The following is a 25493-nucleotide window of genomic DNA, read 5'->3' as shown; positions in this document are numbered from 1 at the left end:
TATTGTAATCCATAAAAGGAGGATCTTCATGGGTATTGCATTAATAATTGGTGTTTGTTTAACATTCTTTGTTGCAATCTTTGCTGCTGGATATGAAGCGAAATAAGTGGAAAAAGCTTGCTCACATCAGCAAGCTTTTTTTATATGGTATACATACTGCCAACCTTAGCTATCTGAGCATCTCCTGTATATTCTTTTTGCGCCTCCTCTAAGATATCTTGAACATCACCAAAATGAGGTAAATGTGTAAGAATTAACTGTTTTATTTTTGCCTTTTCTGCTAACATACCTGCTTGCCTGCCGCTCATATGACCTGCTATTTTCCCTTCATATTGCTGGTAAAGGTTTGCTTCGGATACTAATAAATCTGTTTTTTGTGCAAAAGAAATGAAACGCTCTGTCCAACCAGTATCTGCCGTAAAAACAACTGATTTCCCGTTTACTTCTAATCGAAGTGCTAAACAATAAACAGGGTGCACTGTTGGCGTTGTGCTGATCGTAAATGGACCAATTTTTGATGCTTCTTCTAAATCTTTTGCTTCCATATGTCCTTCATATTGCATCGCTCTAAACTGACTGTCTTTAGTGTGCGCATATATCGGCAAAGTCTTTGTTTCGTTTGAAAGTTGGTTTTGAATAAGCTTTGCATAATAAAGTGCCCCAACATCCGCAATATGATCGTGATGATAATGCGTGATAATGACCGCATCTAATTCTTGAATAGAAACATAATTTTGTAACGATGCTAACACACCGCTACCACAATCAATCAACAGATTAAATCCATTCTCTTTAACTAAAAACGATGACGTAGCACTGTTTGCCTTCGGATATCCTCCCCAAACACCTAAAGGAATGACCTCCATTGTACTCAGCTCCTTTATTGTATAAGCATTAGAAACTCTTTATTTTATTCTATCTTATCTATCACCCTATAACAAATATAGTAAAAGATGTTAATTGCTCACCAGGTTATTTATCCTAAAAAAAGAGACTTCAATTAGTAAATATTACAGGTATTTGACCGTGATGAAAATGTATAATTTCTAAATAGTGTAAAAATTAATCATTGATTCCTTTTACCTAATTATTTATACTTATATATAGAAACTATCATTATACATAGCAGGGAGTACATAACATGGATATCATTCAATCGATGAAATTAAAAGAAGTCCAGCAAAAGAATACCTTAATGATTATTATCATGGGTATTACATTATTAGTCGGTTTTATCGTGGCAGTAGCAGATAGTGCGACATCAACCGCCTATGTATACGGTGGAGAATTAATAGTCGCTACAAGTCTCTATTTTATTTTTCAAAAGTTATTAAAGAAACCGTTTGTATTAGCTTATTTACTTGTCATTATCTTTTACGCTACGAACATTGTTTTTATCTTATTAGTCGGTGCTAGCTATACAGTCTTTCTTATCGTTATCTTTATCAGCATATTTGCAGCTATTCAAATGAATCACAAAGTATTTTATACAGGATTTGTAGTTGGACTTATTGCACTAGCAACTAACTATATCGTAATGGATAAAGAAAACGAAGTAATGATGCAATTGTTCCAGTATTCCGCATTATTATTCCTTTTAGTAGGTGCTATTTTCCATGTACTTATTAGACTATCGAATAAACAAATGCAACAATTAGCTGAACTATTACATGCATCTGAACAAGACAGTTTGGAGAAAGCAAATCAAAAAGACTTCGTGGAAAAATCCATTACAAATGTACTAGAGAAAATCTCACAAGTTAATGACCAATTGCAAAAAAATGTACACACACAAAATAATCTTAATGCAACGATTCAAGAAATCTCACAAGCAAGTCAATCGCAAGCAGAACAAATTTCGGATATTTCTAATGCAACAAATGATACTCGTCAAAACATTGATATCGTCGAGCAAACATCACAACATTTATATAACGAATCCACTGAAGCTAGTAAGTTAACATTAGCTGGTAAAGAAAAAATGGATATTTTAAATGAAAATAACCAAGTTTTAGAGAAAACAATCGGCGAATTGAGTCGCTCATTTGTTGAACTAACTGAGAAAATTAAAGAAACAAATGGATTTGCTGATACGATTAAAGAAATTACGGAACAAACAAATTTACTTGCTTTAAACGCATCTATTGAGGCAGCACGTGCCGGAGAGGCTGGTAAAGGATTTGCGGTCGTAGCAGATGAAATCCGCAAACTAGCTGATTTAACTGGGGAAACAGCTGAAAAGATTACATCTAATCTAACAGCATTGAATCAAACAAACGAATCAGCAGTTGCGCAGATGGATAAAAGTATGCAAAACTTTGTTGTTGGGATCGAAACATCTGATGAAGTAACTGGCTACTTCGAAAACCTAACATCAACCATCGGGACATTAAATGATGCATTATTAAACTTCTCGCATTTAGCAAAAGAGGTACAAGAACAATCAAATGGCGTAGATGCCTCTACTAACGACTTAGCAGCTATTATCGAGGAAGCATCCGCAAGTCTAGAAGAAATGAGTGTAACGATAACTAGCCTAACAGAAAGTAACCAAGAGCTAGCCACATTATTAGATGATGCATTAGAAGACTCGGAAAAACTAAAACAAGAATTCTAAACAAAAGAGGACACGGGAAACTAATAGTTTCCCGTGTCCTCTTACTTGATTCGTTTTTTATTGGTAAAACTGGATGTTGCTAGGTCCGATGAATTATGAGTGACCGGAGCTTGGATGCCACTCTCCTTTCGGGCGTTCATTAGCTTGATGAGTGATCGGAACTTGGCCGAGACTCTCCATTCAGGTTTTCATGAGTTCTATATTGATAAATAATATGAATTCTCTCTCATATCTTTTCTTCAATTACCTCGAAATAAATCCTAATTACTATGCAAATACTACATACAATGTATACATCAATAACAAGTATGCTAGTGAACTTGCAAATAAGATATTAGCCCATTTTTTAATATTAGTTGCTTTAAACCCTGCTAATGCAATAATAAACCATGCAACATTTAATATAGTAATAAGAATATAAAATAAAGAACTATATCCTCTCACCATTAAAGGAACAAATAGTAATAAAGCAATATATATAGCATTACGACGAATCGTTACTCTTTTCCCTTTTACAACAGGCAACATTTGCAAACCTGAGTTCGTGTAATCTTCTTGCTTCCTAATGGCAATTGCATACGTATGCGGCATTTGCCAAAGGAACATAATGATGAAGATACTAATCGGAATCACATGAAAAGTCGAATCAATAACCGCCCATCCCATCATCGGGGTCACAGCTCCTGAAATACTACCAATATGTGTATTCCACGTAAATCTCCTTTTGGTCCACATTGTATATACAACCACATACGTAAACCAACCAATGAAACCATAAAGGGCAACTTCCCAATTAATGAGCCATAACAAAACTTCTCCAACGAAACTTAGTACAATTCCTATCAATAAAATTATAGGCATCGGAATAGTACCTGTCACGGTTGGACGATTTTTTGTTCGTTCCATTAACCTATCTACATCAGCCTCAAGCCAATTATTTAATGTTAATGCACCACCAACTATCATCAATGCACCAACGACTAATAAAATAAAATCTAACCAATAATCAGTAAAATAAGCGTCATGATATCTTAACGCAATAAAAAAGCCTAGAACGGCCGGCGCAGCATTCGCAATAATAACGAATCGTTTAAATAAATATTTTAATTCTGTTAATACTTTAAGCATTTCGTGAACTCCTTTTTTCTGCATAAGGACATTATACTATTGTTTATAGCTTAAGCAAAAAGATAGTATTTGAATTAAATCGCTTTCTTCATAAATAATAACAACATTTTAGATGAAAACCGTTACATTTTATGGCATAATAGTTTATATTAAATATAGCGGATAATAAATTACATTTAATTAGTATTAGAAAGTAGTTGGTGAACAGTATGCAATTAGAAATAGACAAACTATCCTTACCTGTATATGAAGCATTAGCAAGCGAAGTAAGATTGGAAATTATTCAATTATTATCGAAAAATAAAATGAATATCAAAGAACTTTCTAATGAGTTAGGCATTAGTAGCCCGATTGTGACAAAACATATCGAAAAACTGGAACGCGCAGGAATTATTCGAACGGAAAAAATACCTGGTAAGTCTGGATTACAACGAATCTCTATATTAAAAGTCGATCATATCGAAGTGAACTTCCCTAAAAAAATCTATCATTCTTTCGCTACATACGAAACATCTGTACCGGTAGGCCATTATACAGATTACCATGTAGTTCCTACGTGTGGTTTAGCAACGAGTAAAGATTTTGTTGGGCCTGTAGATGAAACAAAATATTTTATGGCTCCAGAGCGAATGGATGCGAGAATTTTATGGTTTACACAAGGTTTCATCGAATATAAGACACCTAACTTCTTGAAAAAAGAAGATGAGTTACAACAATTGGATATAAGCTTTGAAATTTCATCTGAGTTCCCTTTTTCTAATGAAGTATGGCCATCAGATATTACATTCTCCCTTAATAATATCGAGCTCGGTGTTTGGCAAAGTCCTGGTGATTTCGCGGATACTCGAGGGAAATATACACCTGATTGGTGGCCACATAATATTAATCAATATGGTCTACTAAAAACGATTAGAATTACCTCACATGGTACATATATGGACGGAGAGCCATTATCAGATATCACCATCAATGATTTAGATACGTCTGTTGATGGTTGGAAATTCCGTGTAGAAGTAAAAGAAGATGCGGGACATGTCGGTGGTGTCACATTATTCGGTAGAGAATTTGGTAACCATGATCAAGACATTAACTTTAAATTGTATTATATTTAATGAAAAGATCCGATTCTTCTCGTTTAATTTTACGAATAGATCGAGTACAATGTAAATAGTTCGTCATATTATAATGATCAAATAACCACCATGGCTTGTTAGGCTAGGTGGTTATTTTTTAATGAAATGACAGGTTTGTAACAATCAACATCACGAACACTATCAGCGATGACAAACCAACATTATCCTTTACTTTAATACATTTTATTGCTCCTCCCAATTTATTCTGTCAAAAGCATAGCCAATATTGATGCCTATGACTTTATCATCAATGTGTACAAAGGATAATTGTAAATTGTTTGGGTGGTCAACATACCCTATTATATGAATGGATTGCTCGTTATCTTCATAAGTAAAATAGTTCTCACCGTAGGCTTCTATAACTTCATCAATAGACGAGCCTATTTTTATCCCCATTGCACTTGAAGATGTTTCATTGTTTTCCATCATTCCAACTTGTAAAATTTCCTGTGTTTCTCTATCAACACTCATAATGATTTCTTCATTCCAATACTGGTCATAATTCCTCTCTGTACTATAGTATTCATTATCTGGATGTGGTTCAAAATTATCCTCTTCTATTCTAAAAGATTCGTCATTGATTGACATACCTACTTTCATATCATCGATACTTTCATTAGTTAAATCCGTCGACTCAACTTCTTTCATAACATCTTTCATAGTGTCTGAACCGCAAGCTGTCACTAAAAAGAGGACTAAAATTAGACAAAACCATTTACAAATCTTGTTACCTAACATTTCTAATACCTCACTTCTAGATTTTTATTTCCAAAACTATCATACCAGAAATTAACAATAGATTGTTAGTTTGTATAGATTGAACATCAATTAATTCCCAAGTAATTTATTTACATTCATAATATTCAAATGTATAATTCCAATTATATTACGCAAAGGAGGATTATTATAAAGATGTTACCAGGAAGATTACGCCAGCAAACTTTGAACACGAAGTAACTCAATATGTTCAAAGGCTCTGTTTTCATAAAACAGAGTAAACGGGAGTAGTCTGCACATTTTTAATAATCTTCTACGGAGAAGTATACACTTTTGACGTGAAGAAAGGTAGATATTCGTCTGTCTTTTTTTCGTATGTTTTTTTCGAAAGACGTCTATTTGCTATATCTCGTTTACTCTTCACCACAGACAGTAGCCTGTCTGTGGTTTTTTATGATTACATTCCTTTAAATTTCACAAAAAGGGAGTGCAATAATGGAAAAACTAGTTTTGGAATTGAGAGATATAGAAGTTTCATTTTTTGACCGTACCATTCTCACTATTAACAATCTGAAAATCCATCAATTTGACCGAATTGGTGTCGTTGGAAAAAACGGTAGTGGAAAAAGCACATTGTTACAGTTTTTGCACCAAGAACTCCAACCTAATAAAGGATATGTAAACCGTTTAATTGATTTTGGGTATTTTAAACAAACCGAGTCCCCCTCTTATCAAACAGCTGATTTTAAATTACTTAGCCAATTAAACGTACCAGATCGTCATGCCACACAAATGAGTGGTGGAAGCTAGCTCAGCTATTTTCTTCTTATCATGAAGGCCTGCTTATTGACGAACCGACTACTCACCTTGATACAAATGGCATTGATTTTCTAATTAGGGAATTAATGTACTATTATGGAGCACTCGTTTTGGTTAGTCACGACCGTTTCCTACTCGATCAGCTCATCACTAAGATCTGGGAAGTAAATGAGGGTGAAATTATTGAATATACCGGTAACTATTCTGATTATGAACATCAAAAAGAACTTGAACGCACCCAACAACAAGAACGACACGAAAATTATGTAAAGGAAAAACAAAGGTTACTATCTGCTGCAAATGAAAAAATGAAAAAGGCAAAGAAAATCACCCAAGCAAACCAGTCTATGTCAAAGAAAGAAGTTAATACACCTGCAAATCGAATGCTTATGACTAAACAAAAAGACACTAGTCAAAAGTCGGTTCAACGAGCGGCAAAAGCATTAGAAAAACGAGTAGAACAATTAGAAGAGGTGAAAGCAATAGAAACCGAAAAGACGATTCGCTTTCATCAACCAAAGCTGCTTCAATCGCATAATAAGTTTCCGATCATGGCAGACCGACTTACTATTAAAATGAATAATACATTATTGTTTGACAATACAAGCTTTCAGTTTCCGTTGGGCAAAACCATTGCGATTACTGGATCTAATGGCTCTGGAAAATCGACGCTATTAAACCACATTATTTATTACAGAGAATATATGACGATTTCACCCAAAGTCGTTTTTGGTGTGTATCATCAACTTGATTATCAATTGAATAAGAATAGAACAGTTCTAGAATTTATGAAAGAAATCAGCCACTACGAACAAAGCAAAATTCGATCTGTTTTACATGCGATGAACTTTACAGGAAACGATTTAAAAAAGGAAATCTCTCAGTTAAGTGGTGGTGAGGCTATACGATTAAAACTTTGCCAACTGTTCCTTGGTGCTTATAATGTGCTCATATTAGACGAACCAACAATCTTTTTAGATATTTATAGCATGAAAGCACTCGAGACGTTTCTGCTTCATTATAAAGGAACGGTTTTATTAGTTAGTCATGACCGTGAATTTGTCAAACGTGTGGCAGATCATAGATACGAGATACAAGAAAAAAGAATGAAGCAAATTTATTAGAATGAACATTTCATGGAAATAAATATGAATACACTTAAACGACCACCAACTAAAACGGGTGGTCGTTGTTGTTTTTCCTATCGGAATCGAACTTTCTCATAACTTTCGTTTAAACATACTTATTTTGGTCATTTTCCGGACCTTAGGAACTAATCTTATTTTATTAAACAAGTAACTTCACATAAGGCCACTAATCGTTTAAAATAAAGTATACCTTTTGTCGAATAAACATATAGAAGCAATCCACATCATGTTTAAAACGATCAGTAGGGGGATATAATGAAAAACACCGTTATTATTGCAGATGACTCCCAATTTATGAGACATTGGATAAAAGAAAAAATTGAACAACATCATTATCAAGTGGTCGCCGAAGCAAAAAATGGCTTAGAAGCAGTCAGAGCTTACTTACGTCATAAACCTAATATAGTGATTATGGATATCGTTATGCCTAATTCGAATGGCATAGATGCACTAATAAAAATTAAAGAGATAGACCCAAAGGCAAATGTAATCATGTCCTCTTCCCTCGCAACAAATGAAAATGTCATGAAGGCATTGAACTATGGGGCTAGTGAGTTTATTGTCAAACCACACTTTGATAATCTAATAGAGGTTATGAACAATAGTTTAGAACAAAAATAAACAGGTTGGTTATAAAATACCATTCTGTTTATTTTTTATTGTTTTATGTGATTTTCTTCACAAATAATTCTCTATCATTTTGCTACAGTTACTAATAATAACGAAAGGAGGAATACAATATGCGTACATTTCAATTATCAGACACCCCTGCAAATATTGTAAAAGTATATCCAAAGGCAAGTGATATTTTCAAAAAAGAAAAAATTGATTTTTGTTGTGGCGGTAATCAACCACTAAACATTGTACTTGATAAGAAAAATAGAAAGATTGATGGTGAAGAGTTGATTCGTACTATCAATTATTCCTATCAAGCTTGGATTGTTGCTGGAAATCAAGAACTTAATTGGGATAATGTTCGCACTTCTGAATTAATTGATTACATCCTGTCGCACCATCATCAATATTTGTATGAAGAATTAACCCCACTTAGTCAATTTGTAACAAAAATTAATCGTGTTCATGGTACCCAACATCCACAACTACAAATGTTAGAAAAGTTATATCATCAGTTTAAAATGGAAATAGAAAGTCATATGATTGAAGAAGAAAATGATTTATTCCCACTAATTCTCGATTACGAAAAAGCAGCGAAACAATCTGTGAAAGAGCAGCTATTACAATTACAAGAAGTAATGATAGATGATCATCAATATGTTGGAGGACTACTTCAACAAATGAATGAGATAACAAATAATTACCAGCTTCCCGATGATGCATGTAACTCATTTCGGATTACCTATGCTCGATTAATAGAGTTAGAAGATAGAACATATAAGCATATTCATCTTGAAAATAGCATTCTTTTTGAATCAATAGCTTAAGTTTCGACAGTCACTATTCCTTTTCCAGAAAGATTTTAATGTTCCATACATTCTCGACAATTTCCCAGGAAATATTTTAATCCTATTTCTCGAACTTATAAAAGAGTTTATGATAAAATAGTGTAGAATAGAAAATTATTGGGAATAAGTTCAATAGACTTACTTTTCATTAATAAAGGAGTGTATATCCATGGAAATTAAAATTTCAGATCAAGCTTTACAATGGTTCAAAGATGAGGTCGAAGTAAACGATGGCGAAACAGTAAAATTCCAAGCAAAATATGGTGGTAGCAGTCCGATTCATGACGGCTTCTCTCTTGCATTTGCATTACATGAACCATTAAAAGATACTGTTACATCTACAGAAAAGGGTGGAATCACTTTCTTTATTGATGCTTCCGACGAATGGTTTTTCAAAGGTTACAACTTAATTGTTGGTTATGACGAAAAACTTGAAGAAGTTGCCTATGACTACGAAAAAATACAGTAAGTAGTCACCAATCTATTTCATCCATACAGTCATCTGAGTGATTCATTTTTGTTTCATTCAGATGATTTATTCATCTTATCAGATAACAATCACGGGGGAAAAACATGACAATCATTTTAACTATTCTTCGCAAAAGTGCCCTTCTACCAAAAAAAGAAGCGATGTTTGCACTGAATCGTGTAAGTATGCGTGACACACTTGTATATTTATTTTTATTATTTTTCCTTAGTTTTTTGCCGAATGTGATAGTAATCATACGAAATTTTGAACAAGGAGAATCACACATCTCTTTCAGCCAGTATTTATTACAAATCATCGTTTTTTATCCATTTTTCATGTTATTTATTATTGTAACCGGTATATCACTGATTACATTAGGCTCATCAGTCCTTACATACATATTACAGCGAAAATTAGCATACCAGCAATTGTGGAAAATGACGGCATTCGCATTATTATGGCCACTTATCATTTATCATTTGTTATTTTTTACCCCATTATCAACTTCTGTCGCTTTTATGATTGGACTATTCGTTTTATATATACTGATGTTTCAAATGATTTTACATTATCCAAAAAAACGATGGAAGCAATAGACCTATTTTCTCATTCTTGCATTTCGCTACTAAAAGGAACATAATAAGAACTATAGTGTCTTAATTTTAGAAAGGTGAACGTGTATTATATGGGATCTACTCACGAATTTTCAAAAAGAGAAGAAATCGCTAATTCTATCACACATGGGATTGGTGTAGTATTAAGTATAGCTGGTTTAGTTTTACTGATTGTTTATTCATCATTATATGGAACAGTATGGCACATTGTAAGTTTTACGTTGTTTGGCGTGACAATGGTATTACTCTATACCTCCTCTACCTTACTTCATAGTCTGCCAAAAGGAAAAGCGAAAAATGTCTTTGAAATATTAGATCATTCTTCGATCTATTTCTTTATTGCAGGTAGCTATACTCCGTTTATGCTAGTCGTCATCAAAGGCGGACTGGGTTGGACATTGTTTGGAATTGTTTGGGGACTTGCAATAGGTGGAACAGTATTCAAAGCCTTTTTCGTAAAGAAATTTCTTTATTTTTCTACGATAATGTATGTGTTAATGGGATGGCTGATTGTATTTGCTTGGGCTCCGCTTGTACAAAACCTAGAACATAATGGAATGGTATTATTAGTACTTGGTGGTATTTTATATACAGTAGGAGCGATTTTTTATGTGTGGCGTGCGTTTCGTTATCACCATGCATTATGGCATTTATTTGTTCTCGCTGGTTCTATAGCACACTTTTTTGCTGTATTGCTTTACGTCCTGCCTATTAACTAAGCATGTTATATGACTCTCGATACACTACTTATTCATAAGTGGTGTATTTTTATTGATTAGTTGGAAAGATACCTTGTAGGATAGATGATTCATTGATAGGAAGGTAGTCGTTCTTCTGCTATTTATACCTGTATGATAAATGAACGACATATTGCTCGCTTTTCTGGCAACTCAAAAAAGAGCTGCGCTTATCGCTAATGATAAGGCAGCCTATTTCCATCTTATGACGGTGCATGAGTCCGTAAAACCCCCACTTCAAGGTTCGAGTTAAGATAAAGAAGCTAATTTGGGGATAAACGGACGCTAACAACCAGTAGGAGTCAAAAACTCCCACTGCTTGAAGTCTCACTTTATAATTGATTCAATTTTTTAATTAAATCTTCTAACATTTCATCTGTAAACGCACCACCACTAAATGTTACCATCGCTCTCAGTGGCATATTTTGCATCATTGCTTCCATCATTTCTGAGCCTGCTTGCTCTTCTTCTGCTCCCATACTAGCTAATGGACTATTCGCTAACAATGCTTTTGCTTCTTCTTTGTATTTGTCATTTTTCATTAAATCGCCCATCAATGTATTGCGGTGAACAGTAACGGGAAGTTCAACTGTGCTTTCTACTGTCACCGTTTCTTCTAATACTATTTCTTGTGAAGATTTACCGATCATGATCACAAACTCGCCAGATTCAACGTACCAATCTGCTAAATCTACATTATAGTAAGCAAAAGAACGTTTATCCAATGTAAAAGTTACGTTCTCTTCTTGTCCTGGTTCTAAAGCGACCTTTGTGAAACTTTTCAATTCTTTTTCAGGGCGGTTCACATTACTAATGACATCTTTTACATATAGCTGCACAACTTCTTTACCAGCAACTTTACCAGTGTTTTTTACTGTCACTGATACTTCTAGCTCCTCTTGATCGGTAATAGTTCGTTCCGCTACTTGTAAATTACTATAGTCAAACGTTGTATAGCTTAATCCATAACCAAATGGGAATAACGGCTCTATTTGTTTCGTATCATAATAACGATATCCAACAAAAATTCCTTCCTTATACTCTACTATATCCCCTTCACCAGGGAAGTTAAGATGTGATGGATTATCACTGACTTTCTTCGGAAATGTTTCGGCAAGTCGTCCACTTGGATTTACTTTTCCAAACAATACATCTGCAATTGCACCACCAAACGCTTGACCACCAAGATATCCTTCTACCACTGCTTTTGTTCGATTTAACCAAGGCATTTCGATTGGTGCACCATTGCTTAGTACAATAACAGTGTTTGGTTGTACTTCTGTTACAGCTTCAATTAATAAGCGGTGGTTTTCTGGAATTTGTAGATGGTCTCGGTCATATCCCTCTGATTCATAACGATCAGGTAAACCAGTAAAGATAACGGCTATTTCTGCACTTTTCGCGATTTCCTTTGCTTCCGTAATTTTATCGTGGTCAATCGCATCATTTTCTAAATTATATCCTTCTGCATAAGCAGTATTTCCAGCATATGCTTTTAATTCTTCCAAAACAGAATCTACTTTTGTTGGATTAATATGTGAGCTTCCTCCACCTTGAATACGAGGTTTGGTTGCAAAAGAACCAATAACCGCTAATTTTGCTTCTTGTTGAAGTGGTAATAGATTCCCTTCATTTTTTAACAACACCATACTTTCTGCTGCCACCTCACGTGCAAATTGATGATGTTTTTCTTTATCATATGTCGCATTTTCTTTGCGTTCTGTAATAGCTTTATCAATAATGTTTAATATTCGTTCAACCGCTAGATCAAGTGTCTCTTCTTTTAATTCACCAGCTTTTACCGCATCGACTAGCTTCTTGTCATTAATTCCATTACTTGCTGGCATTTCTAGCTCTAGACCTGCTTTTAGACCAGCAACACGTTCATTGACAGCACCCCAATCCGATACAACGAATCCTTCAAAACCCCACTCATCACGCAAAATTTCTGTTAATAAGCGATGATTCTCTGATGCATAGTCACCATTTACTTTGTTGTATGCACACATTACCGTCCATGGTTGTGCCTTTTTCACCGCTTCTTCAAAACTTGCTAAGTAGATTTCACGTAATGTTCGTTCATCTACTACTGCATCGACGGACATTCTACGGTGCTCTTGGTTATTCGCAGCAAAATGTTTTAAGGACGTCCCAATCCCTTTACTTTGCACACCTTTAATATGATTAGTTGCCATAGCAGAAGATAAATAAGGATCTTCTGAAAAATACTCAAAGTTTCGTCCACATAATGGAGACCGTTTAATATTAGCACCTGGCCCTAATAAAACAGCTACTTCCTCTGCTTGTGCTTCATCACCTAATGCTTCACCAACACGATAAATTAACTCTTTATCCCATGAGCTCGCGAGTCCAGCAGCAGACGGAAAACAAGTCGACGGAACACTGTTATGAAGTCCTAAATGGTCTGCTCCTTCTGCTTGTTTTCGTAATCCGTGTGGTCCATCTGTCACCATTACAGAAGGAATACCAAGCCTTTCGATCCCTTTTAAATGCCAAAAGTCTAAGCCAGAGCATAGACCTGCTTTTTCCTCTAATGTTAACTCTTTGATTTTTTCTACATATCCTTGCATGCTTTACCTCCTCTATATGTTGCCGCTTTCCATTATTATACCCTATTTTTGCCTTACATTTTGGTAAAAATATTATCTTTTTAGGATAAATATTATAAGAAATAAACTAGGCTATTGGTTATGAATATCAGCTTGTCTATCCTTATACCATCTTTGAAAGGATTGAATGAATTCGGTTGGAACATCTGCAACTGTTTCTATTCTGGTAGGATTGGATCGATTCATCGTCGTAATAGATCCTAGCTTTAAGATTCTTTGTAAAACAGATTGAGAGTAACCCATTTCGATAATATTTTTCCTTTTCGTCAAAAATAACTTACTAACTAAACCACCATGCCACCATTGTACTTGATCACCCGCTATCAAGTATTTGGTATGCCAATAATCTAATAGACGATTAACCACCACTATAATCAATAATACAAGAGAAGCAAGCCACCAAGTCGATTCGATCTTAAAAACAGTAGGCTTAAAATAAATAAGGCAAGCTGTTGCGATAAGCCATAACCAGCTCGGTTTGATTAACTTCATCCATAATGAAGCACGTGCAAGTCGCTGCATAGACTGGTGCACATAGTATCCAGGTAACAATTCTTCAATTAATTGATATGCTTTCTTTACTGGTAAAAAGGGATATAAAGAATTCACACTAACATCTGAATCTTCTACTTCTGGGTTAAACGAGCTAATCAATGTGACTTCAACTAACCCGAACATTCTCGTCATGACATTTTGTTTAATCTCAATCCCTTGCACTTTCCGTTTTTCGATCGCAAATTGACTTTTCTCCACTACCCCTCTGTCAATAAAAATACGTGAATCATTGGAAGAAATCCGGTATTCCCCATATTTAAGAAACGTTCTAATTACTCCAATACTAATCGCTATAATCACCACGACAATACTTAAGGACAATATAGACAAGCTGTCCTTAAATATCCCCTGATACTGTGTTATAAACGATTCAAATATATCGTATAAACCAGAAATAATTGGAATAATAATCAAAAAACTCAATGATGTAAAGCTTGCTTTTAGTAGGTCCTTACTTGTTGGTTCATAGTGAATCGTACTATCTGACCTAACTTCCTGTTCAGGAATAGAAGGGTCCACTTTTTCTGTTTTTTCTTTTTCCTTCTCTTTCACCACTTCTTTTCCTTCCTGCACATTTACCATAACAACTATTTTTGTTGCTTGTTGCTTTGTCACTACAGGAAAAACGATCGTGCTATCCTCCCCATCTAATACTGTCTCAAAATAAAGAGAGGTTAGACCAAATAATTTATGAAATAGTGTTGTTTTCTTCGTTACATTCTGAATTTTGGAGAATGGGATCGTCATCGTTTTTTTCGTTAATACTCCTTTTTTTAGGTAAAAAGTTCGATCCTGCCATTCATATGTTTCTACAAACCAACTGCTAACGATATAGATGAAACGTAATGATACATACGCAACAAATACATATTTACCATAAACAAATAGCCAGAAATCGGAGTCCTTCTGAAAAACGAATAACACAAGCGCAAATAACACATTTTCTTTTACCAATTGATAGATTTGAAATAAAATAACCATTGGATGATATCGCATTATTCATCCACTTCCTTTAATTGAGCATATGTAGCAATCTGTTCTCTTAACTGTAACGCAACCTCTTCTTCTAAGGCAGGAATTTCATGGGATGAGCCCATTGTTTCCACTTTAATTGACCGTAGTTGGTAAGCTCGCATTATGGGGCCCTGACTAGTTGTAACTGCTTGAATTTTCGTCATTGGAACAGTCACCCATTCTTTATTTAACACGCCATAGCTTAGCTGCAAATACGTTTCATCCACTTGATATCGCCAACTCTGATACACATAACGCGGCTTCACATAAGACCAAACAGTACCAATAATACATAATATTAAGAGGATAATTAATACCCAGCCAATCCATGTTGGCCACTCGAAATGCTCCTTTAACCAAAAGAGAACACCTAATACAATAAAACCGATGATATTACCAATCGTTTCGGAAGTAATTAGAACCTTAGGAAACTTTTCTGATACACGATTTTCTAATGGATTCACGCTGCCACATCCTTTCTCTTCGCCTTCGGTCTAGACTTGAATGAAAGATATACAAATACCTTCATCACTCTTTCTAATGGTCCTTGTTTAAAGTGGTTCATATACCATTTACTAAAGATTACTTGTAAACTAAATAGAACGATACCGAAGCAAACCGCAAAACCAATACCTAACTGTGCAAACAACCCCAGACCATAACCGTAAAAGACAAACGTACATACAACGGTCTGCATAATATAATTAGTAAGGGACAATTTCCCAACTTGTTCAAAAGCACGGACTAGTACACTATCTTGATACATCATATAAAGATAACCAAACAGAAAGATATAACCGATAGCTAGCACTATGCCGCCAATTTCCGTAAAATCGACGTAAGAAGTAACATAAGGTGTTAGCTTCATCATCAAACCTATTGGCAATAGCCAAAGAAAGGCATGTTTGTACCGACTTTTATTTTGTTTAGACTGTTGAAGCCATTCTTTTTTCGCAGCATATATACCTAATAAAAAGATAGGTAATTGCACAATTGGCATTAACAATAATGTAACTAGCAGCTCTTCATCTTCCAACGCTAACGGATCTTCGTTCAAGCGAAAATCCTTGATTTCCTGATAGGTTCCACCTTGATAAATATCGATAGATGTTGTTACATAACTATTCATTGCTTCTGCATCATACCATTCCATTTCCTCTTCTGTTTCTATACTTCCAATACCAATCAAAAGAATAAACAAACTCATGAAAATAACAAACCAAATCAAAATAGTCTTTGCTTTTCTCTTCACAAAGACCAACAAAAATAATCCGATTAGGCCATAGGAAAGTAATATATCGCCTTCCCATAAGAAATAGCTATGTAAATAACCGAACACTATTAATGCTAGAAATCGTCTAAATAAATAACGTTTAACAGGTAAGCCTCTTTCAGTCAACTTATCCGTCATCAATATGAGCGAATAACCAAATACAAACGCAAAAATCGGCATAAAAGAATGTTCAATAAAGATTTTAATGAAATGATAGCCTGCTAAATCAAAAGCAGATACATCAAAAAGAGCTATTTCATCTTTTCCATAAATACCGTATTGAAAGATTAATAGATTTGCTACTAATATTCCTAATAAACTAAACCCCCGAATCGCATCTATTAATGATATTCTGTTTGTTTGAATCATATCCACACCTCCCAACCATAATTTTCTATTTCTCACTATAACGGATAAAATTCACACTTTCAATTATTTTTTATTGTTTTTCGATAAAATTTTATTGTATAATATATTTAAAATGAGCTTTCAGAGGTGAAACACTTGACTATCAAACATTTATTTAAAGCAGTATACTTATTATGTCGATTGTTATTTATTATCGTAATTCCGATTGCTTTATTTGCTATCCTTTATCATGTTGCCATTCTCTTTTTTCCAACTTCAAGCTTTGCAAAATCCTTTGATAATTTTGAACCAATCATTAGTTGGGTAGATATACAATTTGATCAACAACCTGATCTTTATTTGAATACCGATATTCAACTATATTCGTTTATTAGTACAGTTGCAGCGTGTTCACTTTGTTTGTCTGTGTTACGTTTATGCGATAAACTATTTAAAAACATTTATCAGGATAGTTTATTCACCTATAAAAATGTAAAAATCTTTTATACATTAGGTATTATTATTCTTAGCTTAGGAACGATTTTCACCTATGTGGATGGACTATTATTTGATAAAACCATCGAAATATTAAATGTTGTCAATGCTACTATTTCGTTTTCGAATATCTCTTATATGGACGCTCTTTTTACCGGTATTGCTTGTTTACTGATTGGAGCTGCCTTGAAGGTTGCTGTTAAAGCAGTCGAAGAAAATAAATATACAATTTAAAGTGGGCGATTCAATGATTAGAATAAATTTAGATGTGATGATGGCGAAGAGGAAAATGTCTTTGAACGAACTGTCTGAAAAGGTCGGTATCACTCCTGCCAATCTCTCTATCTTAAAAAATGAAAAAGGGAAAGCAATTCGCTTTAGCACATTAGACGCGTTATGTAACGTGCTCGATTGTCAACCAGGAGACTTATTAGAGTATATGGATGAAGAAGAATTAAAAGATGATTCCATGTAAAACGGAATCATCTTTTTTATCATTACGGTCTATTAGTTTGAGTTGATAGTGTATCCCAAAAACTAGTATCTACTGTTTCGATGGATCCATCAGCGATAGCTTTCATTGTTTCCTCAAGTGTTAAAAGGGTTTGTTTTCTCAAGTAACCGTTACTTTTCTGCCCTAACACTGCACTTGGATTAGTGTGATCAGACATTCCACGCATCTCAAACAATAATGTTGGGATGCCGTATCTCAACGCTATACCGTTTCTACCGATATTTGCTCCTGTACCACCATTATATTTACCAATCAATCCCCAACCTTTGGCGTCAATTGTATGATAAACTACTGCACCTAATTTTTTTGATTGTTCTATCAAACCCTCATCAATATTAGGATTAGTCGGATATAGGATAGAGCCTGATACTAGATTTCCATCCACATAATTATAAGCACCTTGATGGTGTAGATCGATTAAATAATCAATTTGCATTTTTTCCAATACTTCTTCATACAATGCTTTTGCTTCTGGTTCCATGTCGGCTATTTCCTTATCATGCTCACGATTTAAGTCAACATTGTTAGCATTTGCCCTTGTTAAATGTCTATCTCCACTAGCAATATAATCATCTAATGAAAAATCAACATCTCCCATAGCACCATCTGCATTCAACATCGGTACAACAAGCACATTTACATCTGCTAAAATTTCTTGAGATTTTTTCGTACCTAACTGCTTGATAAATTGCAGTGCACCTTCTGTTGTTAATTGTTCATTTCCATGTTGTTGTGTTATATAAAGAATAGTAGGATTAGCTGGGTCAGATAGGTACTTAGCGATATAAATATCACGTCCTTTGACAGTCTGACCGATCACATCAAGTTCTAATGCATCTTGTTTCGCTTCCTGTGTTTGCAGAAAATCTACCACTTCTTCATAAGTAGTTAGAATAGAGGTCTGAATCGATTCATTTCCTTTGTACGTTGGACCATTCCCAACTGCTGATAGTGGTATAGATATTGCACCAATTGTTCCAAACGCCAAGAGGCCTGTCAATGTTACTTTTAACATTTTTTGTTTCATGATAGTATCTCTTCCCCTCCTATAACATGAGATTTCATCAGGAATTTTACCGACATTTACAACCTGATAAATCTCACTACTCTATTAAAGTATAGCGAACATAGAAGAAACATGTTATAAAATTGTTAATTATTTTTACATAGATTTATAACAAATGTCTTCTTTTTACATGAAAACATCACTAGTTTTTCATGTGTTTCTCTATTAATTAATATGATAGGTTTAATTAGTAAGCGCTTACTATTATATTGTATGGAGGGATTTATTTGAAGAACATGTTCAGGTTCGCCTTAGCCACTCTTGTCTGTACGGTCCTACTTCTCGGTTTTACTTCCCTTACTACTTTAGCTGCGGAACAATCTACAAACGAATTTGACATCGAGCAATATGTAGAGGATATGCAACCAGGTTGGAATCTCGGTAATACATTTGATGCAATTGGTGAAGATGAAACAGCTTGGGGGAATCCTTTTGTAACACAAGAGTTAATCCAAAAAGTCGCAGATGAAGGATTTAAAAGTATCCGCATCCCGATTACATTTGATCAACGTATGGAAGAAAGCGGTGATTATCTCATTGATGAAGACTTTTTAGAGAGAGTAGACCAAGCTATTCAATGGTCACTTGAAGAAGATCTATACGTTATGATTAATGTCCATCATGATTCTTGGGTTTGGATAGAGGAAGGTATGCAACAAAATCATGAGCAAACCGTCGAACGTTTTAACGCCATTTGGACGCAATTAGCTGATCGCTACAAAGATGAACCAATCCAATTAATGTTTGAAAGCATCAATGAACCTAGGTTTTGGGGAACAGCACAAGAAAGTCAGCAATATTTGGATGAACTAAATACACATTTTCATCAAATTGTTCGAGCATCCGGTGGAAATAATGATAGTCGGCCGCTTGTATTACCTACACTAGATACCGGATCAGAGCCTGAAAAAGTAGCACCGTTGTATCAGTATATGACAGAATTAAATGATCCAAATATTATTGCCACGGTTCATTACTATGGATTTTGGCCATTCAGTGTTAATATTGCAGGTTATACACGCTTTGAAGAGGATACAATTAACGATATCCACACAACGCTAGATCGTGTACATGACACCTTTACAGCAAATGGGATTCCTGTTGTAATTGGAGAATTTGGTTTACTCGGGTTTGATGCTGATACAGGTGTTATTCAACAAGGGGAAAAATTAAAATTTTTTGAGCACTTTATACACTATGCAGAGGAAAAAGACTTAGTCCATATGCTATGGGATAATGGACAACATTTAGATCGTCATTCGTTAAAATGGGATGACAAGGAATTAGCTGATATGATGCAAATGAGCTGGAGCAATCGGTCTGCTGTTCCGAATGATAACTTTATTTACCTTGATAATGCAGCGGAAATAACAGAACAGTCCTTAACATTTGAATTAAATGGTCATTCGTTTGATGGTGTTTATTATAATGGACAACTACTTGAAGAAGGTAGTGATTATACTATTGATGAAGATACGATTACTTTTGCACAATCACTATTACGTTCATTCGACAAGGACGATCAACTTGGATCTGTGGCAACGTTAACCATAACATTCACTGGTGGTGTTAATTGGGATATCGATGTGCGAGTAGTTCAAACACCTGAATTAGCTGAAACAGAAGGAGACATTTCTACTTTTCATATTCCTACAGTATTTAACGGTGATCAGTTAGCAACAATGGAAGCATATTATCCAGATGGTTCATTTGCTGGTCCACAAGATTGGACATCCTTTAAGGAATTTGGCTATACATTTTCTCCAAACTATGAAGCAGACTACATTGAATTAAAAGAAGCGTTCTTCCATGAACTACAAGATGGACCAGTTGACCTTATTTTCCATTTTTGGAGTGGGAAAACCATTGAATACAGTATAACAAAAGCAGGAAATCATGTAGCCACTATCGTAACAGAAGAAACGAAGGGAGATAAAAAACCTAAAAAAGAAAAGGCGAAGGAAAAAATCAAATAAAATAATAGAGGAAAATGCTGGAGTAGTTCCTTGAAAAGCTTGGGTTATCGTCCCAAGCTTTTTCTTTTATTAAAAATATCCTTTACAAATGATTCTTTATAACCTGTATAGTCTGTTATGTTCGGAGAAAATTGGCTTAAGTAGTCTTGTTTCAATTTGGCATATGCTTCTTTGGCTTGTTCATTTTTATTTAAATAATTTCTAAAGAAAAGCAAGTTATGCCACCGTTCACCTTGAAATAGTACTAAATGTATGTAATGTGTCTTTTCTTGATATGTTTGATCAACAAATTTAGCAAGCACTATTTCATTAGGTCTCTCCACTCTTAATCGTAAAAACCCGATTTTTGCAAATTGCTCTATCACCTTTTTATCGACATTTTGTATATCATCTACTCCAATGATGATATCTATAATTGGTTTAGCTGGCATATCTTTGATAGCAATACTGCCAATATGTTCAATTCTGTTTGCTTGTATGTCGACATTCTCTATGATCGTCTGCTTCACTCTAGTAAATTCCGCACTCCATTCCGGCGTATAATCAACTACTTTCACTTCACCACGACTAAGTCCAAGCTTCACAAATACAACCCCTTTTGCACGTATTTGACTAACAAGATACACATATTCACAATTTTCTAACAACCAAATTTTGTCAATATAAAAGACGGCCCTTCTCAAGACCGCCTTCCTTCTATACTTTAGCCTGTTTCTTTATCATAAAAATCAGCAATGCAATGAGTAGAACAGATAACAGTGTCATACCTAGTGATAATAACACTTGTCCTGTTAACCCTAGAACGAGATAACCTATGACAGTTGCTATTGCTCCAATAAACGCATATGGTATTTGGGTAATCACGTGATCCATATGGTTTGCACCTGCACCTGTTGAGGAAAGAATCGATGTATCAGATATTGGTGAACAATGATCACCAAATACTGCACCGGCTAATACTGCAGCCATTGCTGGAAGCACTAAATCGACATCATACGTATGGGCAATTTGTGCGGCAATCGGAAGCATAATACCGAACGTTCCCCATGAAGTACCTGTTGCTAGCGCCATAAAACCAGAGAATACAAACAACAATAACGCTAAATAGTTCACATTGAATGACATTTGATTCACTAATTCAACGAGATAACCACTTGTATCAATAATTCCGATAATTGAACCAATCATCCAAGCTAATAATAGAATATAAATAGCAGGCATCATTGACAATGAGCCATCTTTCAGTACCTTTCCAACTGAAAGTTTTGTCCCTTTTAACGGTACATACAAAATAAAACTAACGATTACACCAAGTAAGCCACCTGTAAATAATGACAAGTTGACATTTGTGTTTTCAAACATCGTTAATATCGTTGCGGTACCTTCTGTTGCCACATATCCAGTATAAAGCATCATCGCAATAGTTGTAACGATTAAAACAATGATCGGAATTAATAAGTGCCATACCGTACCATTTTTATTAATACGTTCTTCATCCTTCATATCAATTGCCATTGTTTGCTTATTCGGATCAAACACTTCCCCAGTTTCTTGCGCGCGTTTTTCATGTTTGCGCATTGCTCCAATATCAATACCGAAAATCACCACTAAAAACACTAATAAAATAGCAGCGAATGCATACATATTCAACGGAATCATTTTGACAAACGCTTCTAACGGTTGAAATTCTGTTACACCTGCTGTTGCAAAAATTGCACCAAGTGTTCCGATGATATATGCTCCCCAACTAGAAATTGGTGTAATAACGGTCATAGGAGCAGATGTAGAATCAATATAATAAGCTAACTTTGCCCGAGAGATTTTATAACGATCTGTTAACGGTCTCGCTACTTGTCCTACAGCAAGACTGTTGAAGTAATCATCAATAAAAATAACAATTCCTAAAAACGGTGGTACAAACTGTGCACCTTTTCTCGTTTTAACCTTTCGTATCGCCCATTCGCCAAATGCTCTACTCCCACCAGATGCTGTCATCGTCACTGTCATAATACCTAATAAAAGGAAAAAGACTAATAAATAGATATTGCCTAGTTCCCAACCATCTGCTGAATAAAATATATCACGAAATACTAGCCAGATTTGCTGTAAACTAGCAATGATATCAAATTTATGGATTAAGAGCGCACCAACTACAATACCAGTCCCTAACGATAAGAAGACTTTCCGCGTCAGTAATACTAATACAAGCATCAAAAGAGGCGGAATTAATGAATAGAAACTACCTTCCATTTACATAACCTCCACAATTACTATCCTGCCCAAAATAGCACAGAAAAAAACAGCAACAGCGCCAAGCCCATTACTGTACTATGAACAAATATATAACACTCAAATAGTTTATCAATTTTCTGTCTTTATGTCACGAACTTTATCATATTTATTCTTCATTTGTCATAATTATTCTAAAAACTCATATGATAAAGTGAGACTTCAATCAGCGGGAGTATTTGACTCCCTCTGATTGTTAGCGAAACTTATCAGGGCGTTAGCGTCCGTTTATCCCCTACTTAGCTTCTTTGTATTAACTCGAACCTTGAAGTGGGGGTTTTACGGACGATTACACCGTGATAAAGAGAGACTTCAAAGGAGTTGAATCATATGGCCAAAAAGAAATATGACTTAAAAAATGTACGCATCAATACAGAAGAAAAATTTTTAGCATTAGATACTACCTTTCCAGCTAACAAAAAGAAAAGAAGATGAAACAATAGAAAAAGAGAAGAAAAACTTCTAGTCTTCTTCTCTTTCTTCATCAATTAACAACTTCTTCATCTCATCTTTGATTGCTTCCGTCACTTCAAACCTGCGCCTATTATGATTGTGTCCGATTGGATTCTGTTCAAATTGCTGGTAAACGTCGATTAATTGTTTATACGTATCAAGCGCTATCTGTTTTTCATCTAAATGAATAGCAAGAACAATCATATCATCATAAATTGCGGTATCATACCTATCCCATTGCAATGCCTCTTGGTATTGATGAAGCGCCTCTTCCTTTTTACCGATTCTCTCTTTTAAGGCAGCTGCTTGAACTAATACTTGCGCATTCATTGGCTCAAGATGTGCTAACATCTGAGCACTATGGACAACTTTCACATCAGGAATACTCATGTATGCCTGCTGTTTAATATATGTATCGCCTAATTCAAACCAATATTCTGTATGATATGGGTTATGATTCGTCGCTTCGGTTAAAAGTTGTTCCTTTTCCATTAAGCTATCTGTATGCATCATCTGTCGATAAGCATTGTCAGCTTGTAAGAATCGATAAGAGAAACTAACCGTACATAGTAATAGAGCGACATATACAATGATTGGCAGATATGAACCTTTTACTTGTTGCTGTGCTTTTTTCTTTACAGGGAGACCCATTGCGAACAACCAAAAAATCATCCACATAACAAAGCCAAAAGCGAAATTAAAATCTATCATACTGTGTCCCAGAATAATCAATAAACTAAATAAAATTGCTAATGATAAGGAACGATCTTCTACACGTACCATTTGCCACACAACTTGAAAAATCAAATAGATAAAAATACCAATAACAACAAAAAAACCGATAAATCCAATATCTATTATCATCTCGAGGTATTCATTATGAATCTTTTTCGCTTGATATGGCAATTGTTGATAATAGTGATACATTGCTTCCCATGCGTTGCCACCACGTCCGATCCAAGCAGCATCTTTACTCGCCCCGAGTGCATCTTCTACCATCAACATCCGTTCGTTAGCCGTCGAACTACTACTTATACTATCTATTCTATCTTGTAATGGGTGTGGCATATGCTGATAGACAAAACCTTTGTTTCCTATATCTAATGTAAATAATGAGAAAAAGACCACTACTAAGGCTGGTAATAACACCCGACTATTCCAAGACCCATTCAACTTCTTCAACCACCAACTACAGAAAAAGGACACAACAGATAACACCACTAACGAAATAAATGTTAACCATTGCTTCTCTGTTTGTAAGACGACATACACGATAAACCCACTCAAGCTCGTGATAACCGAATAGCCGACATAACGCATTTGTTGTCGAACAGGTAAACAACATAAACCAATAAACCATACAAGCGGAAATAATAAGTAAACACCTCTTGCATAGGATTCAAGCAATGCTACAATGAAAGCCGTTAATGGGAATGAATAAAAGAAAAAGGTGTACCAATGTTGTTTTTTGCTCAATAGCAGCAGCAAACCGAACATATAAAACGCAAGCATCACCATACCAAAAGTATTCGGATATTGAAATACACCAGCAAAACGACCTTTTTCCCATGCACCATTCGAATGAAGTATCCCAAATTCATTTAAGAACATATGGCCAACAATCAAAACACCTACACCATAATAAATAAATGGCGCTAGCACTTTCAGCTTACGATGCATAGATAGACTAACATACAAAATAAAAAAGAAACTGATATAAGTAGTCCAGCGAAACACCATGTCAAAAGCTCCATTGGGATTTACCGCTTGTGTCAGAGATAATAAGTAACAAATCGGAATAAACAGAACGACTGAAACCTTCTGCCAACTAGCCAAATCTTTTTTATACACTAACAAGCCAATGAAAATGAGCGTCACTATATGAAGAAATAGATGGATAGGATAGAAATCAGCATCAAAATACAACCCTTGTTGGAATGGTGCGATGATAAACAAACATGCTAGACATAAAAAGAAAAACCCGTACATCCTAACCTCCAGAAACCATTAATCTATATAAAGTGAGACTTCAATC

The 25493-nt window shown here is 35.0% G+C and carries 23 protein-coding genes; 12 read left to right on the top strand and 11 right to left on the bottom strand.

Annotated features, from left to right (window positions below):
* Positions 1–140: 140 nt before the first annotated feature.
* The gene (locus SH601_RS06510) at positions 141–866 is read right to left on the bottom strand and encodes an MBL fold metallo-hydrolase (protein ID WP_319957464.1); all 726 of its coding nucleotides are present in this window, start codon (positions 864–866) and stop codon (positions 141–143) included.
* 275 nt (positions 867–1141) lie between these two features.
* Here SH601_RS06510 and SH601_RS06505 point away from each other — a divergent pair, with 275 nt between their 5' ends.
* Positions 1142–2617: a methyl-accepting chemotaxis protein gene (locus SH601_RS06505; RefSeq protein ID WP_319957463.1), complete on the top strand. Its 1476-nt coding sequence runs from the start codon at positions 1142–1144 to the stop codon at positions 2615–2617.
* A 267-nt stretch (positions 2618–2884) separates the two neighbouring features.
* Here the strand turns inward: SH601_RS06505 and cyoE are convergent, their stop codons facing one another.
* Positions 2885–3745, bottom strand: a complete 861-nt coding sequence (gene cyoE / locus SH601_RS06500; RefSeq protein WP_319957462.1) for a heme o synthase — start codon at positions 3743–3745, stop codon at positions 2885–2887.
* 209 nt (positions 3746–3954) lie between these two features.
* Here cyoE and SH601_RS06495 point away from each other — a divergent pair, with 209 nt between their 5' ends.
* Positions 3955–4857, top strand: a complete 903-nt coding sequence (locus SH601_RS06495; RefSeq protein WP_319957461.1) for an ArsR/SmtB family transcription factor — start codon at positions 3955–3957, stop codon at positions 4855–4857.
* A 204-nt stretch (positions 4858–5061) separates the two neighbouring features.
* Here the strand turns inward: SH601_RS06495 and SH601_RS06490 are convergent, their stop codons facing one another.
* Positions 5062–5616: a hypothetical protein gene (locus SH601_RS06490; RefSeq protein ID WP_319957460.1), complete on the bottom strand. Its 555-nt coding sequence runs from the start codon at positions 5614–5616 to the stop codon at positions 5062–5064.
* 474 nt (positions 5617–6090) lie between these two features.
* Here SH601_RS06490 and SH601_RS06485 point away from each other — a divergent pair, with 474 nt between their 5' ends.
* The 7 genes from SH601_RS06485 (at position 6091) to trhA (ending at position 10827) form a co-directional block, all read left to right on the top strand.
* Positions 6091–6405 (top strand): ATP-binding cassette domain-containing protein, encoded by a 315-nt coding sequence (locus SH601_RS06485; protein ID WP_319957459.1) that lies wholly within the window; start codon positions 6091–6093, stop codon positions 6403–6405.
* The gene (gene abc-f, locus SH601_RS06480) at positions 6357–7538 is read left to right on the top strand and encodes a ribosomal protection-like ABC-F family protein (RefSeq protein ID WP_413775104.1); all 1182 of its coding nucleotides are present in this window, start codon (positions 6357–6359) and stop codon (positions 7536–7538) included. Before SH601_RS06485 ends, abc-f begins: the two co-directional genes overlap by 49 nt.
* A gap of 279 nt (positions 7539–7817) precedes the next feature.
* Complete coding sequence (locus SH601_RS06475; RefSeq protein ID WP_319957457.1) at positions 7818–8183, top strand: response regulator; 366 nt, start codon at positions 7818–7820, stop codon at positions 8181–8183.
* Positions 8184–8302: 119 nt separating this feature from the next.
* The gene (gene ric / locus SH601_RS06470) at positions 8303–9004 is read left to right on the top strand and encodes an iron-sulfur cluster repair di-iron protein (protein WP_319957456.1); all 702 of its coding nucleotides are present in this window, start codon (positions 8303–8305) and stop codon (positions 9002–9004) included.
* Positions 9005–9194: 190 nt separating this feature from the next.
* Positions 9195–9494, top strand: coding sequence for a HesB/YadR/YfhF family protein (locus SH601_RS06465; RefSeq protein WP_319957455.1), 300 nt, complete (start codon positions 9195–9197; stop codon positions 9492–9494).
* Between the two features lie 104 nt (positions 9495–9598).
* Positions 9599–10090: a hypothetical protein gene (locus SH601_RS06460; protein ID WP_319957454.1), complete on the top strand. Its 492-nt coding sequence runs from the start codon at positions 9599–9601 to the stop codon at positions 10088–10090.
* An 89-nt stretch (positions 10091–10179) separates the two neighbouring features.
* Entirely contained in the window at positions 10180–10827 is a 648-nt protein-coding gene (gene trhA / locus SH601_RS06455; protein ID WP_319957453.1) for a PAQR family membrane homeostasis protein TrhA, read from the top strand.
* 350 nt (positions 10828–11177) lie between these two features.
* Here trhA and SH601_RS06450 read toward each other — a convergent pair whose 3' ends face one another.
* The 4 genes from SH601_RS06450 to SH601_RS06435 form a co-directional block, all read right to left on the bottom strand.
* Complete coding sequence (locus SH601_RS06450) at positions 11178–13436, bottom strand: glycoside hydrolase family 3 C-terminal domain-containing protein (protein WP_319957452.1); 2259 nt, start codon at positions 13434–13436, stop codon at positions 11178–11180.
* A 111-nt stretch (positions 13437–13547) separates the two neighbouring features.
* Entirely contained in the window at positions 13548–15026 is a 1479-nt protein-coding gene (locus tag SH601_RS06445; protein WP_319957451.1) for a PH domain-containing protein, read from the bottom strand.
* Entirely contained in the window at positions 15026–15508 is a 483-nt protein-coding gene (locus SH601_RS06440; protein WP_319957450.1) for a PH domain-containing protein, read from the bottom strand. The genes SH601_RS06445 and SH601_RS06440 overlap by 1 nt, the downstream gene beginning before the upstream one ends.
* Positions 15505–16686, bottom strand: a complete 1182-nt coding sequence (locus SH601_RS06435; protein WP_319957449.1) for a DUF418 domain-containing protein — start codon at positions 16684–16686, stop codon at positions 15505–15507. Before SH601_RS06435 ends, SH601_RS06440 begins: the two co-directional genes overlap by 4 nt.
* 135 nt (positions 16687–16821) lie before the next feature.
* Between SH601_RS06435 and SH601_RS06430 the strand changes: the two genes are divergently transcribed.
* Positions 16822–17394, top strand: coding sequence for a DUF2975 domain-containing protein (locus tag SH601_RS06430; protein ID WP_319957448.1), 573 nt, complete (start codon positions 16822–16824; stop codon positions 17392–17394).
* A gap of 13 nt (positions 17395–17407) precedes the next feature.
* The gene (locus SH601_RS06425; protein WP_319957447.1) at positions 17408–17635 is read left to right on the top strand and encodes a helix-turn-helix domain-containing protein; all 228 of its coding nucleotides are present in this window, start codon (positions 17408–17410) and stop codon (positions 17633–17635) included.
* 22 nt (positions 17636–17657) lie between these two features.
* Here the strand turns inward: SH601_RS06425 and SH601_RS06420 are convergent, their stop codons facing one another.
* Positions 17658–18701 (bottom strand): M14 family zinc carboxypeptidase, encoded by a 1044-nt coding sequence (locus SH601_RS06420; RefSeq protein ID WP_319957446.1) that lies wholly within the window; start codon positions 18699–18701, stop codon positions 17658–17660.
* Positions 18702–18976: 275 nt separating this feature from the next.
* On the opposite strand from SH601_RS06420, the gene SH601_RS06415 reads away from it, so the two are divergent.
* Positions 18977–20716, top strand: coding sequence for a cellulase family glycosylhydrolase (locus SH601_RS06415; RefSeq protein ID WP_319957702.1), 1740 nt, complete (start codon positions 18977–18979; stop codon positions 20714–20716).
* 44 nt (positions 20717–20760) lie between these two features.
* On the opposite strand, the gene SH601_RS06410 is transcribed toward SH601_RS06415, so the two are convergent.
* The 3 genes from SH601_RS06410 to SH601_RS06400 all read right to left on the bottom strand — a co-directional run bounded on the left by SH601_RS06410 (position 20761) and on the right by SH601_RS06400 (position 25447).
* Positions 20761–21300, bottom strand: coding sequence for a GrpB family protein (locus SH601_RS06410; RefSeq protein ID WP_319957701.1), 540 nt, complete (start codon positions 21298–21300; stop codon positions 20761–20763).
* 112 nt (positions 21301–21412) lie between these two features.
* Positions 21413–22966: a Na+/H+ antiporter NhaC family protein gene (locus tag SH601_RS06405; protein WP_319957445.1), complete on the bottom strand. Its 1554-nt coding sequence runs from the start codon at positions 22964–22966 to the stop codon at positions 21413–21415.
* A 501-nt stretch (positions 22967–23467) separates the two neighbouring features.
* Positions 23468–25447: an O-antigen ligase family protein gene (locus tag SH601_RS06400; protein ID WP_319957444.1), complete on the bottom strand. Its 1980-nt coding sequence runs from the start codon at positions 25445–25447 to the stop codon at positions 23468–23470.
* Between the last annotated feature and the right edge of the window lie 46 nt (positions 25448–25493).

This window comes from Gracilibacillus pellucidus (genome assembly GCF_033949965.1).
Lineage (GTDB): Bacteria > Bacillota > Bacilli > Bacillales > Amphibacillaceae > Gracilibacillus > Gracilibacillus pellucidus.
The sequence above is the reverse complement of the archived record's forward strand: the minus strand, read 5'-3'. Positions and strand labels throughout refer to the sequence as shown.